Origin of the sequence: Sphingopyxis alaskensis RB2256 (assembly GCF_000013985.1) — a bacterium.
In the GTDB taxonomy this organism is placed as follows: Bacteria; Pseudomonadota; Alphaproteobacteria; order Sphingomonadales; family Sphingomonadaceae; genus Sphingopyxis; species Sphingopyxis alaskensis.
The window spans coordinates 490,234-505,156 of sequence record NC_008048.1; the positions used below are offsets into that span (position 1 = coordinate 490,234).

Annotated in this window: 14 protein-coding genes; 2 read left to right on the plus strand and 12 right to left on the minus strand. The window is 67.1% G+C overall.

What is annotated here, in order from left to right; translation table 11 throughout:
• Positions 1–2: 2 nt before the first annotated feature.
• Positions 3–2,597: an aminopeptidase N gene (pepN, locus tag SALA_RS02380; protein ID WP_011540787.1), complete on the plus strand. Its 2,595-nt coding sequence runs from the start codon at positions 3–5 to the stop codon at positions 2,595–2,597.
• A 159-nt stretch (positions 2,598–2,756) separates the two neighbouring features.
• On the opposite strand, the gene SALA_RS02385 is transcribed toward pepN, so the two are convergent.
• From SALA_RS02385 to SALA_RS02410, 6 genes are all read right to left on the minus strand, one after another.
• The gene (locus tag SALA_RS02385; protein WP_011540788.1) at positions 2,757–3,077 is read right to left on the minus strand and encodes a DMT family transporter; all 321 of its coding nucleotides are present in this window, start codon (positions 3,075–3,077) and stop codon (positions 2,757–2,759) included.
• 111 nt (positions 3,078–3,188) lie between these two features.
• Positions 3,189–4,106 carry an alpha/beta fold hydrolase gene (locus SALA_RS02390; RefSeq protein WP_202795309.1) on the minus strand — a complete coding sequence of 306 codons (918 nt, stop codon included), beginning with the start codon at positions 4,104–4,106 and terminating at the stop codon, positions 3,189–3,191.
• 99 nt (positions 4,107–4,205) lie between these two features.
• On the minus strand, positions 4,206–4,805 hold the full coding sequence (locus tag SALA_RS02395; protein ID WP_011540790.1) for an ABC-type transport auxiliary lipoprotein family protein: 600 nt from the start codon (positions 4,803–4,805) through the stop codon (positions 4,206–4,208).
• A gap of 8 nt (positions 4,806–4,813) precedes the next feature.
• Positions 4,814–5,755 (minus strand): MlaD family protein, encoded by a 942-nt coding sequence (locus tag SALA_RS02400; protein ID WP_011540791.1) that lies wholly within the window; start codon positions 5,753–5,755, stop codon positions 4,814–4,816.
• The gene (locus SALA_RS02405; RefSeq protein WP_011540792.1) at positions 5,755–6,633 is read right to left on the minus strand and encodes an ABC transporter ATP-binding protein; all 879 of its coding nucleotides are present in this window, start codon (positions 6,631–6,633) and stop codon (positions 5,755–5,757) included. Before SALA_RS02405 ends, SALA_RS02400 begins: the two co-directional genes overlap by 1 nt.
• Complete coding sequence (locus tag SALA_RS02410) at positions 6,633–7,739, minus strand: ABC transporter permease (RefSeq protein WP_011540793.1); 1,107 nt, start codon at positions 7,737–7,739, stop codon at positions 6,633–6,635. The genes SALA_RS02405 and SALA_RS02410 overlap by 1 nt, the downstream gene beginning before the upstream one ends.
• Positions 7,740–7,841: 102 nt before the next feature.
• Between SALA_RS02410 and SALA_RS02415 the strand changes: the two genes are divergently transcribed.
• On the plus strand, positions 7,842–8,561 hold the full coding sequence (locus SALA_RS02415; protein WP_011540794.1) for an HAD family hydrolase: 720 nt from the start codon (positions 7,842–7,844) through the stop codon (positions 8,559–8,561).
• A gap of 257 nt (positions 8,562–8,818) precedes the next feature.
• Here the strand turns inward: SALA_RS02415 and SALA_RS02420 are convergent, their stop codons facing one another.
• The 6 genes from SALA_RS02420 to lgt form a co-directional block, all read right to left on the minus strand.
• Positions 8,819–10,111 carry a cystathionine gamma-synthase family protein gene (locus SALA_RS02420; protein WP_011540795.1) on the minus strand — a complete coding sequence of 431 codons (1,293 nt, stop codon included), beginning with the start codon at positions 10,109–10,111 and terminating at the stop codon, positions 8,819–8,821.
• Positions 10,112–10,181: 70 nt separating this feature from the next.
• Positions 10,182–11,588, minus strand: a complete 1,407-nt coding sequence (locus SALA_RS02425) for an SLC13 family permease (RefSeq protein WP_011540796.1) — start codon at positions 11,586–11,588, stop codon at positions 10,182–10,184.
• Between the two features lie 119 nt (positions 11,589–11,707).
• Entirely contained in the window at positions 11,708–12,469 is a 762-nt protein-coding gene (gene pgeF, locus SALA_RS02430) for a peptidoglycan editing factor PgeF (RefSeq protein WP_011540797.1), read from the minus strand.
• Positions 12,466–12,984, minus strand: coding sequence for a GNAT family N-acetyltransferase (locus SALA_RS02435; RefSeq protein WP_011540798.1), 519 nt, complete (start codon positions 12,982–12,984; stop codon positions 12,466–12,468). Before SALA_RS02435 ends, pgeF begins: the two co-directional genes overlap by 4 nt.
• The gene (locus tag SALA_RS02440; protein ID WP_011540799.1) at positions 12,981–14,051 is read right to left on the minus strand and encodes a class I SAM-dependent methyltransferase; all 1,071 of its coding nucleotides are present in this window, start codon (positions 14,049–14,051) and stop codon (positions 12,981–12,983) included. Before SALA_RS02440 ends, SALA_RS02435 begins: the two co-directional genes overlap by 4 nt.
• Positions 14,038–14,913, minus strand: coding sequence for a prolipoprotein diacylglyceryl transferase (lgt, locus tag SALA_RS02445; RefSeq protein WP_011540800.1), 876 nt, complete (start codon positions 14,911–14,913; stop codon positions 14,038–14,040). The genes SALA_RS02440 and lgt overlap by 14 nt, the downstream gene beginning before the upstream one ends.
• Positions 14,914–14,923: the final 10 nt, after the last annotated feature.

Here is a 14,923-nt window from a genome sequence, read left to right on the forward strand (position 1 = left end):
GCATGACCGACGCCTCCTCGACCCCCGCCATTCCCGTCACCATCCATCGCGGCGACTATCGCCCGCCCGAATGGCAGGTGCCCGACGTCGCGCTCGATTTCGCGCTGGGGATCGAGGAAACGCGCGTTTCCGCGGCGTTGTCGGTCCAGCGCACCACGGATGGCCCGGCGCCGCTGCTGCTGCGCGGCGACGGACTGACCCCGGCGGCGGTGCGCGTCGATGGCGAGGTCTGGAACGACTGGCGCATGGACGGTAGCGACCTGATCGTCGACCTGGGCGAGCGGACGGCGGCGGTGGTCGAGATCGACACGGTCGTCAACCCCGCGGCGAACACGCAGTTGATGGGGCTTTATGCGTCGAACGACATGCTCTGCACCCAGTGCGAGGCCGAAGGGTTCCGCCGCATCACCTTTCACCCCGACCGCCCCGACGTGCTGAGCCGCTACCGTGTGCGGATGGCGGGGGACAAGACCCGCTTTCCCATCCTGCTGTCGAACGGCAATTGCATCGACCGCGGCGAGGGTGACGGCGGAACGCACTGGGCGCTGTGGGAAGACCCGTGGCCCAAGCCTTCCTATCTGTTCGCGCTCGTAGCGGGCGATCTGGTAGCCAACCGCGACAGTTTCACGACCATGTCGGGGCGCACGGTCGAGCTGGGCATCTGGGTGCGCGCGGGCGACGAGGATCGCACGGGCCATGCGATGCAGGCGCTCAAGAACAGCATGAGATGGGACGAGGAGGTTTATGGCCGCGAATATGACCTCGACCTGTTCAATATCGTCGCGGTTGGCGATTTCAACATGGGCGCGATGGAGAACAAGGGGCTCAACATCTTCAACACCCGCTATATCCTCGCCGATCCCGACACCGCGACCGACATGGACTATGACGGGGTCGAGGGCGTCGTCGCGCATGAGTATTTCCATAACTGGTCGGGCAACCGCGTCACCTGCCGCGACTGGTTTCAGTTGAGCCTGAAGGAAGGCTTCACCGTCTATCGCGATCAGTGTTTTTCGGCCGACATGGGATCGGCGGCGGTGAAGCGGATCGAGGACGTGCGCCTGCTCCGCGCCGCGCAATTCCCCGAGGATGCCGGGCCGCTTGCCCACCCGATCCGCCCCGATAGCTTCCAGGAAATATCGAACTTCTACACCGCGACCGTCTATAACAAGGGCGCCGAGATCATCCGGATGATGGCGACGATGGTGGGGCCGGAACGGTTCCGCAAGGGCACCGACCTTTATTTCGAGCGCCACGATGGTGAAGCGGCGACGTGCGAGGATTTTGTCCGCGCGATCGAGGATGGCGCGGGCATCGACCTTCAGCAGTTCCGCCGCTGGTACGAACAGGCGGGCACGCCGCGACTCAAACTGTCGCTCGTCGAGGAGGCGGGGCAGTGGTCGCTCGACATCGTGCAGACGGTGCCGCCGACGCCGGGCCAGCCCGAAAAGCAGCCGATGATGATGCCACTGCGCCTCGCCGCCTTCGCGATGGACGGCAGCGGCGCACATCTTGCCGACACGTTGGTGACGATCAGCGGGGCGACGCAGCGGATCGCGCTCGGTCGCTTTGCCGTGCGCCCCGCGCTGTCGGTCAACCGCGGCTTTTCGGCGCCGGTCATCGTCGATTTCGCGCGCGCGCCGGGCGAGCTCGCGTGGCTCGCGGCGCATGACGACGATCCCTTTGCGCGGTACGAGGCGCTCCAGCAATTGATGCTCGATACGCTCGTTGCCGCCGTGTCGGGCAAGGATCGCGACCCGCAGACGGTGATCGATGCGGTGGCGCAGACGCTGTCGGGGCGCGCCGCGGACCCCGCCTTCGTCGCCGAGGCGGTGCTGCTGCCGAGCGAGGCGTTCATCGGCGACCAGATGCTGACGGTCGATCCCGACGCGATCCGCCGCGAGCGGTTGGCGTTGCAGGCAGCGATTGGCGCCGCGCTCGAAAGCGAATGGCGCGCGATCCTCGACGGTGCGGCGCCGCCCGCGACCGACCTGTCGCGCGGCGCCAAGGGCGGGCGGCGGCTGCGCGGCGTCGCGCTCGCCTATCTGGCCGCGACGGGCATGGATGATGCCGCCGCGCTGGCGTTCCGGGTCTTTTCGCAGGCCGACGGGATGACCGAGCGGCAGGCCGCGCTCGCCACGCTCGCGCATGGCGACAGCGACGAACGCGCGCATGCGCTGGACATTTTCTATCAGCGTTATCGCGACAATCCGCTCGTGCTCGACAAATGGTTCCAGGTGCAGGCCTGGTCGGTGCGACCCGACACGGTCGACGCGGTGCGCGCGCTGGCGCAGCATCCCGACTTCACGCTGACCAACCCCAATCGCGTGCGCGCGCTCTATGGCGCGCTGACCGGCAATCAGGCGGCGTTCCACCAGGCCGATGGCGCGGGATACCGGCTGATTGCCGACCTCGTCATCGCGCTCGACCCGAAGAACCCCCAGACCGCGGCGCGCATGATCCCGCCGCTCGGCCGGTGGAAGCGCTTCGACGAGCGGCGGCAGGCGCTGATGAAGGCCGAACTGGAGCGGATATTGGCCCAGCCCGGCCTGTCGCGCGACACCACCGAACAGGCGTCGAAAAGCCTGCTGGGGTAGGGCGTTCGGGGGGGGGTGAGCTAGCGAAGCTTGGAGAGGGGGACACCGCCAGTCCCCTCTCAACTCCGGCTAGCCAGCAAGCTGGCAAGCCTGCGTATCTCTCCCCTGAAGGGGAGAGAGCCACTATGTCCGCAACCGGTCGAAACCGGCCCTCGCGGCTCAATTCGCGGCGAAGAGCTTGGTTCCCGCAACCCCGACGACGATCAGCACCATGAAACCCGCCTGCATCGGACTGATCTTCTCGCCGAACAGGATCGTTCCGCCGATGATCACGCCGACCGCGCCTAGCCCGGTCCAGATGGCATAGGCCGTGCCCGCCGAGATTTCGCGCATCGCAAGCGCGAGCAGCGCCATGTTGAGGAAGCTGAGCGCGATCGGCACGATCGACGCCTGCCATGTGCCGAGCGTCGCGGCCCATTTCAGGCTGAGCGCCCAGCAGATTTCGGTGAAAACGGCGATGGCGAGGATGATCCATCCCACGGGCGCGTCCTTTCGGGTCGGCGGGCTCGTCGAGAAGGCGCGGGCCGGAAACCCGAAAGAGGCCGCGCGCGCCGGGGCTGATAGGCCGCCAGGCGGACGCTGGCAAGCCCGTCAGCCGCCGGTGAGGAAGGCGATGAGGTCGCCGTTCAGCCGCTCGACATGCGTCAGCGGCAGACCGTGCGGCGCGCCTTCGTAAACCTTGAGCGTCGCCTGCGGCAGCAGCGCCGCGGTCGCCTGCGCGGTGAGGGCGAGCGGCGCCGAGACGTCGCGGTCGCCATGGATCAGCAATGTCGGCACATTGATTTGCCGCACGTCGGGACGAAAATCGGTCGCGAAATTGGCCGCGGCCAGCTGTGCGGCGCCCAGCAGCGACGTCGACATCATCATATTTTGCCCCCAACGGATCATCGCGGGCGAGGTGTCGGGGGTGAAGAAGGGCGGCGTATTCACCTCGATCCAAGCCGGGAAATCACGCGCGAGAAGCGCCGCGCCCTCGGCAAGTAGCGCCGGATCGACCCCCGCGGGATTGTCGGGGCTTTTCATCAGGAAGGGCGTGATCGTGCCGACCAGCACGACGCGTGCGATGCCGCCGCCGCCGTGCCGCGCGAAATGGCGCGCGACCTCGGTTCCGCCCATCGAATGCGCGACGACCGTCACGCCGCCGAGACCCAGCGCGTCGATCACCGATGCCAGATCGTCGGCGAGCGTATCATGGTCATAACTGCGCCCCGGATCGGCCGACCGCCCGTGCCCGCGCCGGTCATAGGCGACAGCGCGATAGCCCTGGCGTGCGACGGCCAGCATTTGATAGCCCCAGAAATCCGACGGCAACGCCCATCCCGACAGGAAGAGCACCGGCGATCCCGCGCCCCAGTCGCGCACGAAAAGCGAGGTTCCGTCCTTCGCCGCGACGTAGCCTTCGGCGGGGGGGCTTGCTGCGGTTTCGGCTGCGCGGCTCCGGCGGGGGGCAAGGGTTATTGCTCCCATAGCGGCAAGCGCCGCGGCCGAGATGATCTGGCGTCTGTCCATCGGTGCCTCCATCGTTTGATCGAGGCTTCTTATTGCACCATGCGAGCCGGAGCGATTACGTCGGACGTAATCGAAACCGCTACGACCGCGGCGGCCTTGCTATTCGCCGAGCCACGCCGCGACGTCGAGCGCGACGCGGTTGGCGGCGCGGGTCAACGCCTCGCCGACGGGTTTCGCCTCGACCTTGCCGCCGATCGGCTCGCGCGTCTCGAAGCGGCGCTGGGTGACCGTCTTGCCCCCTGCCGACACGAGCATCGCCTGATAGACGACGAGGGCCTCGTTCGACCGCGCATCGACGCCGAACTCCATGAGCTGCCCGGCGAGCTGCTCGCCAGGTGCGGTCAGATATTGCCCCTCGTCGAGCACGACGCGCGACGTGCGCGCGGCGACGGTTTCGGACACGAGCCGCTGGAACAGGCGCTGCGGCGCCTCGACCCATTGTGCATCCTGGACATAGGCGATGCTGGCATCGTCCTGCTGCACCGGGATGCGCGTCGTGCGCAGCTTTTGCGGCGCCGTCGGGATCAGGATGGTCAGCGTCGCGGCGTCGGCGGCGGTGCGGGCGGTCCCCGTCGCGGGCGCGGCGTCGGGATCGAGCGTCAGCAGAAAGGGCGGCGGCTTGCCGCCGAGGCTGAAGCACGCCGAAAGCGTTGCCGCGCCGAGGAGGGCAAGCAGGGGGGTGCGGATGCGGCGAATCATGGCGGTCCTCATTCCTTGTAATCGGGGAGCTTGCTGCCACCGAGCACCGCGCCCGCGCCCTGCTGGTCGAGCTTGTCGGTCAGGCTGGAGAGCGAGGCCGAGGTGCGGCGAAGGTCGCGGATCAGCGCATTGGCTTCGGGGATCGTCGTCTCGCTGAAGGTTTTGAGGCCGGGCCGCGCGTCGGCGATCGCGCCTTCGAGCGTCTTCATCGAGGCGTTCGCCGATTTGAGCGTGTCGCGCAGATTGGCCATCGCAGGGTCGACGTTGCGGTCGATCGTCCCCTGCGCCGCGGCCGCGAGATTGCCGATCTGCTCGGCGGCGATCCCGGTCTGCTGGATCGCGATCCGCGTGTCGGCGAGCGCGCGCTCGATCGCGGGGCCGTTGCGCGCGAGGATCGCGGTCGACGCCTCGACATTGTTGAGAATGCCGCGGATGCTCGCCTGATTCTCGTCGTCGGCCAGCTCGGCGAGCCGCTCGGTGAGCGTCGACAGCCGCTGGAGCAGTTGCGGCGCGGTGTTGAGTATCTCGCCGAGCCCGCCAACGCGCGTCGGGATCACCGGCTTGCCTGCCGGCCCCTTGTCGGTAATCGGCGGTGCGCCCTTGACCGCGCCGTCGAGCGAGATTTGCGAGACGCCGGTGAAGCCGACGCCCTCAAGCGCGGCGGTCGTGCCTTGCAGGACGGGTACGCCTTCATTCACCTCGATCCGCACGCGGACGAATTGCGGATCGTCGGGCCACAGTGCGATCTCGCGCACCTGTCCCGACGGCACACCCGAAAATTGCACCTGCGCGCCCTTGTTCAGCCCGTCGACCGATTGTTTGAAGAAAATGTCATATTCGCGCTTCGCCCCGCCGCTGTCGTTCGCCAGCCAGACGACGAAAAAGGCGAGCGCGGCGGTGAAAAGCAGCACAAAGGCGCCGACGAGGATGTTGTTCGAGCGAGTTTCCATCAACTGTTCCTATCGCCGCCAAGCACGGGCGACTTTGCGCTTTGGTTCCCGCTCGCTGCGGCGCGGCCGCGGGGTCCGTTGAAATAATCCTGTATCCACGGATGCTGGGTGGCAAGCAGTTCGGGGATGGTGCCGACCGCGATCACCCTTTTCTCCGCGAGCACGGCAACGCGGTCGCACGTCGCGTAGAGCGTGTCGAGGTCGTGGGTGATGAGAAAGACGGTGAGCCCCATCGTGTCGGCCAGTTCGCGGATCAGCGCGTCGAACTTGGCGGCGCCGATGGGATCGAGCCCCGCGGTCGGCTCGTCGAGAAAAAGCAGCGCGGGGTCGAGCGCCAGCGCGCGCGCGAGGCCCGCGCGCTTGACCATGCCGCCCGACAGTTCGGCGGGATATTTGGGTCCGGCATCGGGCGGCAGCCCGACCATCTGCACCTTGTAGGCGGCGATCTCGTCGAGCAGCTTCGCGTCGAGCCGTGGATAGAATTCGCGCAGCGGCACCTGGATATTCTCGGCGACGCTCAGCGTCGAGAAGAGCGCGCCGCCCTGGAACATCACCCCCCAGCGGCGGCGCAGGTCGCGCGATTCCTCTTCGTCGGCGATCGTGTCGAGCGTCTTGCCATAAACCTCGATCTCGCCCGCCGTCGGCGTCTGCAGCCCGATGATCGAGCGCATCAGCACCGACTTGCCGGTGCCCGACCCGCCGACCACGCCAAGGATTTCGCCCGAGCGCACGTCGAGGTCGAGCCCGTCGTGGACCACGGCATCGCCGAACTGGTTTCTGAGGCCGCGGATGCATATGGCGCGGTCGAAGGCTTCGGGGCGCACCGCGTCGGCGGCGGCCAGTTCTTCGCGGATTTCGCTGTTCTGTTTCCCGGCCATCAATTCCACCCGAGCGACGAGAAGAAGACCGCGAAAAAGGCGTCGAGGACGATGACGAGGAAGATGGCGGCGACCACCGCCGAGGTCGTCCGCTGGCCCACTTCCTCCGCATTCTGGCGCACCTGCATCCCTTCGTAACAGCCGGTGACGCCGATCAATATGCCGAACACCGGCGCCTTGATCAGCATGATCCAGAAATCGGTCATCGGGATGATTTCGCGCAGCCGCTGGATATAGGTGAGCGGCGGGATATCGAGCCCGACCCAGCAGAAAAGGCCACCCCCCGCGATCGCGCAAAGGCTGGCGTAAAAGCCGAGCAGCGGCATGGTGATCGTCGAGGCGGCGACGCGCGGCAGCACGATCGCCTCCATCGGCGACACGCCGATCGTGCGCATCGCGTCGACCTCTTCGGTCAGTTTCATCGTCCCGATCTGTGCGGCAAAGGCGCTGCCCGACCGGCCCGCGACCATGATCGCGGTCATCAGGAGGCCCAGCTCGCGGATCGAGGCGCGCCCGACGAGGTTGATCGTGAACACCTCCAGCCCGAATTGTTCGAGCTGCACCGCGCCCTGCTGCGCGATGACGATACCGATCAGAAAACTCATCAGGCCGATGATGGGCAGGGCGTCGACGCCGACGGTCTGAAAGCGCGTGACGATCGCGTTCCAGCGCAGGCGTCGGCGGGCGCGGATCTGGTTGAAGATCGCGACGATCATCGCACCGAAAAAGCCGACGATGCCGAGCAGTTCGTTCCAGACCGCGACGCTGGCCGTGCCGATCTGTTCGAGCATTCGTACCCATGCCGGGCGGCGGTCGCGGTGGACGCGATATTCGCTCTTGTCGCTCGCGAGCGCGTCGAGCAGCCGCTGCGCATCGGCGCTCGCGCCGGTGATCCTGGCGTCGTGGTCGGCGGCGGTGCGCGTGACGATCCACGCGCCGACGGTATCGATGCGGTCGATCGCCGACAGGTCCAGCGTTGCGATCGGCCCGAGCGCGTCGAGCCGTGCGGGCAGGTCGCCAAGCCGCGCGAGCGTCAGCCGCCCGGTGAAGCGAACCTCGACGCCATCGGCGCCCTCGCTATGTTCGAAATCCGCCCTGGCCACCATCGTGCGGGCGACATTGGATTATTTGCCGGGGCACGGCAAGCGAATCCATGGGACTTGTCGGCAGTGCTTGGCCGCGGCACCGCCGCCTTCTATGAGGAAGCCATGGAAGAGCCGCTCGCCACGCCGACGCCCGGTTATGCGCACCGCGTCGCCATCTATGACATGGACCGCACGATCACCCACTCGGGGACGTACAGCGGCTTCCTCATTCATGTTGCGCTGCGGCGTCAGCCATGGCGATTGCTGCTTTTGCCGCTCATCGGGCTGGCGGGCGCGGCCTATGCGCTGCGCCTGATCGATCGCGCGCGGTTGAAAGCGATCAATCTGCGGCTGCTCGTCGGCAAGCGGTTTTCCCGCGCCGAAATCGCCCCGCTTGCCGAAAGCTATGCCGACAAAGTCGTCGCGTGCGGCGTGCATCCCGCCGCGCTCGAACAGATTGCGGCGGACCGCGCGGCGGGATATCGGCTGCTGCTCGCGACCGCGTCGTTCCACCTTTATGTCGATGCGATCGCGCGGCGGCTGGGGATCGACGATGTGCTCGCCACACGGCTCGACGAGCCCGACGGCGCCGATCATATCCACGCGCGGCTGTCGGGCGACAATTGTTATGGCGATGCCAAGTTTGCGCGCATTTCGGGCTGGCTGACCGACAATGCGATCACGCGCGAGGACGCGCATATCCGGGCCTATTCGGACCATGTGTCCGATCATCCGATGCTGCGCTTCGCCGACGAAGCCGTCGCGACGACGCCGTCGCGCGGGCTGAAGCGGCTGGCGCCGCGGATGGGGTGGCAGGTGGTCGACTGGCGGGCGCGAAAGTAGGACGGCGGGTGGCTGTGCTGGAGGCGAAGGTCGGTTTTGGAGTGGTGAGCAGACGTTGAGAAATCCTCCCCATCACTTGCGATGGGGAGGGGGACCGCCGCGAAGCGGTGGTGGAGGGGTCGCGAGCGTCAGCGAGCGCTGCGCGCTCGACCCCTCCGTCAGCCCTGCGGGCTGCCACCTCCCCATCGCAAGTCGATGGGGAGGAACTTATGGCCGTAACCGGTCGTTTCCGGCCATCCCCCCCCAACCAGCCCCTCTCAAACCGCGTCCAGCGCCTGCGCGAAGTCGGCGATCAGATCGTCGGGGTCTTCGATGCCGATCGACACGCGCACCAGATTGTCGGTGATGCCGAGCGCTTTTTTGCGTTCGTCGGGCACCGACAGGTGCGTCATTGCGGCGGGATGGCTGGCGAGCGTTTCCGTGCCCCCCAGGCTGACCGCGAGCTTGGCGATCTGCAAGGCGTCGAGGAAACGGAAGCTCTCGGCCTCGCCGCCCTTGATGAAGAGCGAGAAGGTCGATCCGGCGCCGGTGCAGTGGCGGTCGAAAATATCCTTCTGCCGCGCATCGCTGATGAAGCCGAGATAGCCGAGCCCCTCGACTTTCGGATGATCGCGAAGGAAGGTGCAGACCTTCAGCGCATTTTCGCCCGCGCGGCGCATGCGCAGTTCGAGCGTTTCGAGGCTGCGCAGCAGCATCCAAGCGGTATTCGGGTCACAGATCGTACCGATCGTGTTGCGCATCGGGCGGATGATGTCGAGCAACCGCTGGTCGCCCGACACGCCGCCCGCGACGAGGTCCGAATGGCCGCCGGCATATTTGGTGAGGCTGTAGATGACGAGTTCGGCGCCCTGTTTCAGCGGCTGCTGCCACAGTGGGCCGAGGAAGGTGTTGTCGATGGCGATCGCGGGCTTTTGCTCGCCCGGAAAAGCGGTGTCGCGCGCAGCGCGGACGGCCTCGACATCGACCAGCGCGTTGGTCGGGTTCGCCGGGCTTTCGAGATAGACGAGCGCGACCTTGCCGCCCTTCTGGCTGGCGAGCGCCTGCGCGCGCGCAAGAATGACGTCGATGTCGTCACGCGATGCGCCCGCCGGAAAGTCGACGAAGCTCACGCCGAAGCGCGACAGGATACGCGCGATCAGCGTTTCGGTGGCGGCATAGAGCGGACCCGAATGGACGATGACGTCATTCTGGCCGACCAGCGCGAGGAGCAGGGTGGCGATCGCCGACATGCCGCTCGAAAAGACGAGGCTGTCGTCGGCGCCGTCCCACACCGCAAGCCGGTCTTCGAGGATTTCCTGATTCGGACCGTTGAAGCGCGAATAGACGAGGCCATCGGCGGGGCCTTCGCGCTTGCCGGTGATATGTTCGAAGAAGCGTTTGCCCGCCGCCGCGCTTTCAAAGGCGAAGGTCGAGGTGAGGAAGATCGGGGGTTTGAGCGAGCCTTCGGACAGCACGGGATCATAGCCGAGCCCCATCATCAGCGTCGCGGGGCTGAGCTCCCGGTCGCCGATCTTTTTGCTATTCGTCTTGGGTTTGCCGCGCATGGCCATGAAACTGCTCCTGATGATGGTGCGGTCCTTATAGCGCACCAAGTTTCGTTTGAAACTATATTGCGCGGGGTCAGGCGATCGCCGCGATCGCCCAGATCACGCCGATGAGCAGCGGCACGCCGATGATGTCGAGCGCGAACCCCGCCTTCAAAATGCGGGGGAGCGCGATATGCCCCGTCGCCCACGCCAGCGCATTGGGGCCGGTGCCCGACGGCAGCATGAAGCCCCAGCTCGCCGCCATCGCGACGGGAAGCGCGAGCAATATGGGGTCGGCGCCGGTGGCGGCGATCAGCGCCGCGAGCACGGGCATGATCCCGCTCGCGGTCGCGACATTGCTCGCAAATTCGGTGACGAGGATGGTCAGCGCGACGATGATCGCGGCGAGGGCGATCGTCGGGATGCTGCCGAGCGGCGCGAGGACGGCGCCCAGCCATGCGGCAAGCCCGCTCGCGGTGATTGCGGCGGCGAGCGCGAGGCCGCCGCCGAACATCATGATGACGCCCCACGGCGCGCGGTCGGCCTCTTTCCAGATCAGGAGCGGGCGGCCGGTGCCGTCGGGCAGCACGAACAGGAGCAGGCTGCCGGCGACGGCAATCGTGCCGTCGGTCAGCGCGCCGTCGGGCAGGAAGGGTTCAAGCCACGGCTGCGCGATCCAGGCAGCGAGGACGGCGAGGAAGATGGGGACGACGCGGCGCTCGGCAGTCGACCAGATCGCCTGATTGCCGAGCGCGGCGGCGGCGGCGCGGCCGTCGAACGGATGGTCGGCGAGCCGCTGGACGCGCGCGACGGCGAACATGGCGACCGGCACCGACAGGATCACCACCGGCACACCATAGATCGCCCAGTCGAGGAAGGCGATGCGAAGGTCCAGCGCCTTTTCGATCAGCCCCGCGGCGATCGCGTTGGTCGGGCTGCCGACGAGCGTGCCGAGCCCGCCGAGCGAGGCGGCAAAGGCGATGCCCATCATCACCGCGCCGGCAAAACCGTTCGTCTCGCCCTCCCGCACCCCGCCCGCGCGCACGACAGCGAGCGCGATGGGGATCATGATGAGCGTCGTCGAAGTGTTCGAGATGAACATGCTGAGCAGCGCGGTCGCTGCCATGAAGGCGAAGAGCAGCCCCGATGCGGTCGGCGAGGCGCGCTTCAACAGCGCGAGCGCCAGCCGCCGGTGCAGTCCGACGCGCTCGATCGCGAGCGCGAGAAAAGCCCCGCCGAGGATCAGGAACAGGATCGGCGAATAATATTCCTTGGCGATGGCATTGGCGTCCATCACCCCGAAGGTGGGAACGGTGAGAAAGGGCAGCAGCGCGGTGACGGTGAGCGGCAGCGCCTCGGTCATCCACCAGATCGCCATCAAGACGGTGAGGGCGGCGATGCGCCAGGCGGTGAGTTCCATGCCCGCAGGGGCGGGGGCAAGGAGCATGGTGCAAAAGACGACGAGCCCGCCGATCAAGCCCAACCAGCGCGTGCGCGTCATTCGTCCCCCTCTTCCGTCCCTGTCACCTCGTCATCCCGGCGAAGGCCGGGATCTCACCCTATCGGATTACCGCACCGGCGAGATCCCGGCCTTCGCCGGGATGACGGATGAGTGTGTCGCTACCTCAACCCGATCACCGACAATTGGCGGCCATAGCTGTTTTCGCCTTTGTGGCACGCCCGCCGATAGCTGAAATAATCCTGGGGCAGGGCATAGGTGTCCTGCCCGCCGATGGCAATTCGCGCGACCCCGGCGGCGGCGAGGCGCGCGGCGACATAGGCGGCGATGTCGAACATTGCGTGGCCGGGCTTGGCCGCGGCGAAGAAGCGCTCGTTCGCCGGATCGTCGGCGACGAAGCGCTCCACAAAACCATCGTCGACCTCATAGGAGGCGCGGCCGATGCACGGGCCGACCGCCGCGGCGATGGTGGCCCGGCGCGCACCGAGGCTTTCCATTGCGGCCAGCGTCGCGTCGGTGACACCGGCGAGCGCGCCCTTCCAGCCTGCATGGGCTGCGCCGATAACGCCCGCCTCGCGGTCGGCGAAAAGGACGGGGACGCAATCGGCGGTCAATATGCCAAGCAAGAGGCCGGGCGTGCGGGTCGCCATCGCGTCGGCTTCGGGCCGCGCCGCAAGGTCGGTGCGTTCGTCGACGATGATGCAGCGATTGCCATGCACCTGATAAAGGCCGGTCAGCGCCGCGCCCGGCAGAACGGCATCGGCAACGCGCCGCCGGTTCTCGGCGATCAGCGCGGGATCGTCGCCCGAACCGAGGCCGCAATTGAGCGAGGCAAGATCACCCGTCGACACGCCGCCGCGGCGCCCGAAAAATCCGTGCGCGATGCCGTCCAGCGTCGGCGCGGTGACAAAAGGCGCGTTCACAGGTCGAGCCGGAAGAAACGATCTTCGTCGATATGATTGCCGACGCGAAAGGCGTTGCGGCCGACATCGACGAAGCCATAGCGGCGGTAAAAGGCCTGCGCGCGGTTATTCTCGACAAAGACCGAGAGATAGAGGATCGACGCGCGCGCCCGCGCCCAGGCGATGCCCCAGTCCATCAGCGCCGCAGCAACGCCGGTGCCCTTCGCGGCTTCGGCGACATAAAGCTGGTGCAGTTCAACCGCATCGTCGGTCGGCTGATCGGGCGGCAGGTCGAAATCGACCGGCCCCATCTTGATGAAGCCCAGGATGGCCCCGCCCTCTCCGCGCACCAGCGCAATGCCATGATCGGGGTCCGCGATCTGCGCGCGAACGCGCGCGGGCGGGTTCCAGTCGGCAAGGAAGGCGGCGAGGTCGGCGGGATCGTAAAGATGCGCGAAGGTGTCTTTGAACGACGCCTCGGCAAAGGCGCTGATCGCTTCGGCATCGGCGGGTTCGGCGAGCTGGATGGCGCTCATAGGGGATCTCCTGTGAAACCAGCGGGCGTGGGCCAGTTCGGCGCGGTGAAGGCGATCGCCTTGAAAAGCTCGCCCATCGCGTCGGCGTTCACCAGCCGGTCGCGCCGGCCCTGCAATTCGTCGGCGCGCGCGGGCGCGGCGGCGACAAGCGAGGCCAGCCGCGCGTCGATGCCCATCCGGCGCAGCCAGGCCCCCTGCGGCGAGGGGCCGGCGACGGCGACGCCGCCCGACCGCGCGGCATCGGCCAGCGCGGCAAAATCGACATGCGCGGTGAGGTCGGCCTCGCCGGGGTCGGCGAAGGGATCGGCAAAACCGTGCGCCTTTACCGCCTGCAACGTGTCGCCCGCGGCGGGGCCGGTGTAGCCGTAGTCGATCGCCAGCATTGCGCCGCCCTGCCGCGACAGGCGAAAAGCGCAGCGCTGCATGATCGCGGCGGCGACGGGCATGGTTTCGACGATCGTGCCCTCGGCCGCGCCGCGCAGCGCGGCGGGGATCGCTTCGTCGGCGGAGACGTCGCCTGCTACGGCCATTCGCGCGTCGCCCGCGCGCCCGACCATGCGTTCGCGCCAGCCGTCCGCGGTGCGGACATATTGGTGGATCGGCAGCGCGTCGAAAAACTCATTGGCGACGATGAGCAACGGCGCGTCGCCCGGCAGCGCATCGACCTCGTCATGATGCTGCGCCGCGGGCAGGCGCGCGAGCTGCGCCGCGCGCAGCGCCGGGCTGGTTTCGACGAGGTGGATGCCGACGGGCTCGCAGCCGAAACGCGCCATGGTGCGCAGCGCGTCGGCGGCGAGCGTGCCGCGGCCGGGACCAAGCTCGACATAGCGAAAGGCGGGGTTCCCCGCGCGCGTCCACAGGTCGGCGATCCAGATGCCGACCATCTCGCCGAACATCTGGCTGATTTCGGGCGCGGTGGTGAAATCACCCGCGGCGCCGAGCGGGTCGCGCGTCGCATAATAATGTGCGTTCGCCGCCGCCATATAGTCGGCGACCGTCACCGGCCGCGCCGCCGCGATGTCGTTTATCAGTTGCCGGGGAGTCGGAGGGGCTTCACGCAACGGCATCGGGTCCGGCGATCGGCTCGATCCGCTGGCGGCGCCCCTTCGCGGTCGCAACGAGCCAGATGCCCGCGAGCAGCATCGGGATCGTCAGCGTCTGCCCCATGGTGAGGCCCCACGGCAGCGTGCCGAGCTGGGCATCGGGTTCGCGCACGAACTCGACCGCGAAGCGGCTGAGGCCATAGACGATCGCCGCCGTGCCGAACAGGAAGCCGGGCTTGTAGCGCGCGTCGGTGCGCCAGAAGAAGAAGGCGAGGATCGCCATCATCAACAGGCCCTCCAGCCCCGCTTCGTAAAGCTGGCTGGGGTGGCGCGGGTCCATCGTGCCGCTGTCCGGAAAGATGATCGCCCATGGCACCGTCGTCGCGCGCCCCCACAGCTCGCCGTTCACGAAATTGGCAAGGCGGCCGAAAAAGAGGCCAAAGGGAACGACGCACGCGATATAGTCGCAGAAGCGCAGGAAGCTGAGCTGGTCCTTGCGCGTCACATACCAGATCGCCACCAGAACGCCAACGACGCCGCCGTGGAGCGACATGCCGCCGTCCCACAGTTTGAATACCGCCAGCGGATCTTCGATATAGGCGCCGAGGTTATAGAAGAGCACATAGCCGAGCCGCCCGCCGAGGATGATACCGAGCATGGCATAGAAGATCATGTCGTCGGCGTGGCGCCGCGCCATCGGGGCGCCAGGCCGCCCAATCAGCTTCAGCAGATACCAGTAACCAACGAAAATCCCGGCGAGATAGGCGAGCGCATACCAGCGGATCGGCAGGCCGAAGACGCTGAACGCGATCTCGCTGTTGGGGCCCATCATATCTTCAAAGTTAAGATATTGCGTTGCTTCGGCTAAGGTTGCAAAAAGAAACATATAGTCGCGC

Excerpts from the sequence above, each read along its gene's own strand:
- pepN (WP_011540787.1), top strand. The coding sequence starts at position 3 with ATGACCGACGCCTCCTCGACCCCCGCCATTCCCGTCACCATCCATCGC.
- SALA_RS02390 (WP_202795309.1), bottom strand. The coding sequence starts at position 4,106 with ATGGACAGACGCCAGATCATCTCGGCCGCGGCGCTTGCCGCTATGGGA.
- SALA_RS02395 (WP_011540790.1), bottom strand. The coding sequence starts at position 4,805 with ATGATTCGCCGCATCCGCACCCCCCTGCTTGCCCTCCTCGGCGCGGCA.
- SALA_RS02400 (WP_011540791.1), bottom strand. The coding sequence starts at position 5,755 with ATGGAAACTCGCTCGAACAACATCCTCGTCGGCGCCTTTGTGCTGCTT.
- SALA_RS02405 (WP_011540792.1), bottom strand. The coding sequence starts at position 6,633 with ATGGCCGGGAAACAGAACAGCGAAATCCGCGAAGAACTGGCCGCCGCC.
- SALA_RS02410 (WP_011540793.1), bottom strand. The coding sequence starts at position 7,739 with ATGGTGGCCAGGGCGGATTTCGAACATAGCGAGGGCGCCGATGGCGTC.
- SALA_RS02415 (WP_011540794.1), top strand. The coding sequence starts at position 7,842 with ATGGAAGAGCCGCTCGCCACGCCGACGCCCGGTTATGCGCACCGCGTC.
- SALA_RS02420 (WP_011540795.1), bottom strand. The coding sequence starts at position 10,111 with ATGGCCATGCGCGGCAAACCCAAGACGAATAGCAAAAAGATCGGCGAC.
- SALA_RS02425 (WP_011540796.1), bottom strand. The coding sequence starts at position 11,588 with ATGACGCGCACGCGCTGGTTGGGCTTGATCGGCGGGCTCGTCGTCTTT.
- SALA_RS02435 (WP_011540798.1), bottom strand. The coding sequence starts at position 12,984 with ATGAGCGCCATCCAGCTCGCCGAACCCGCCGATGCCGAAGCGATCAGC.
- SALA_RS02440 (WP_011540799.1), bottom strand. The coding sequence starts at position 14,051 with ATGCCGTTGCGTGAAGCCCCTCCGACTCCCCGGCAACTGATAAACGAC.
- lgt (WP_011540800.1), bottom strand. The coding sequence starts at position 14,913 with ATGTTTCTTTTTGCAACCTTAGCCGAAGCAACGCAATATCTTAACTTT.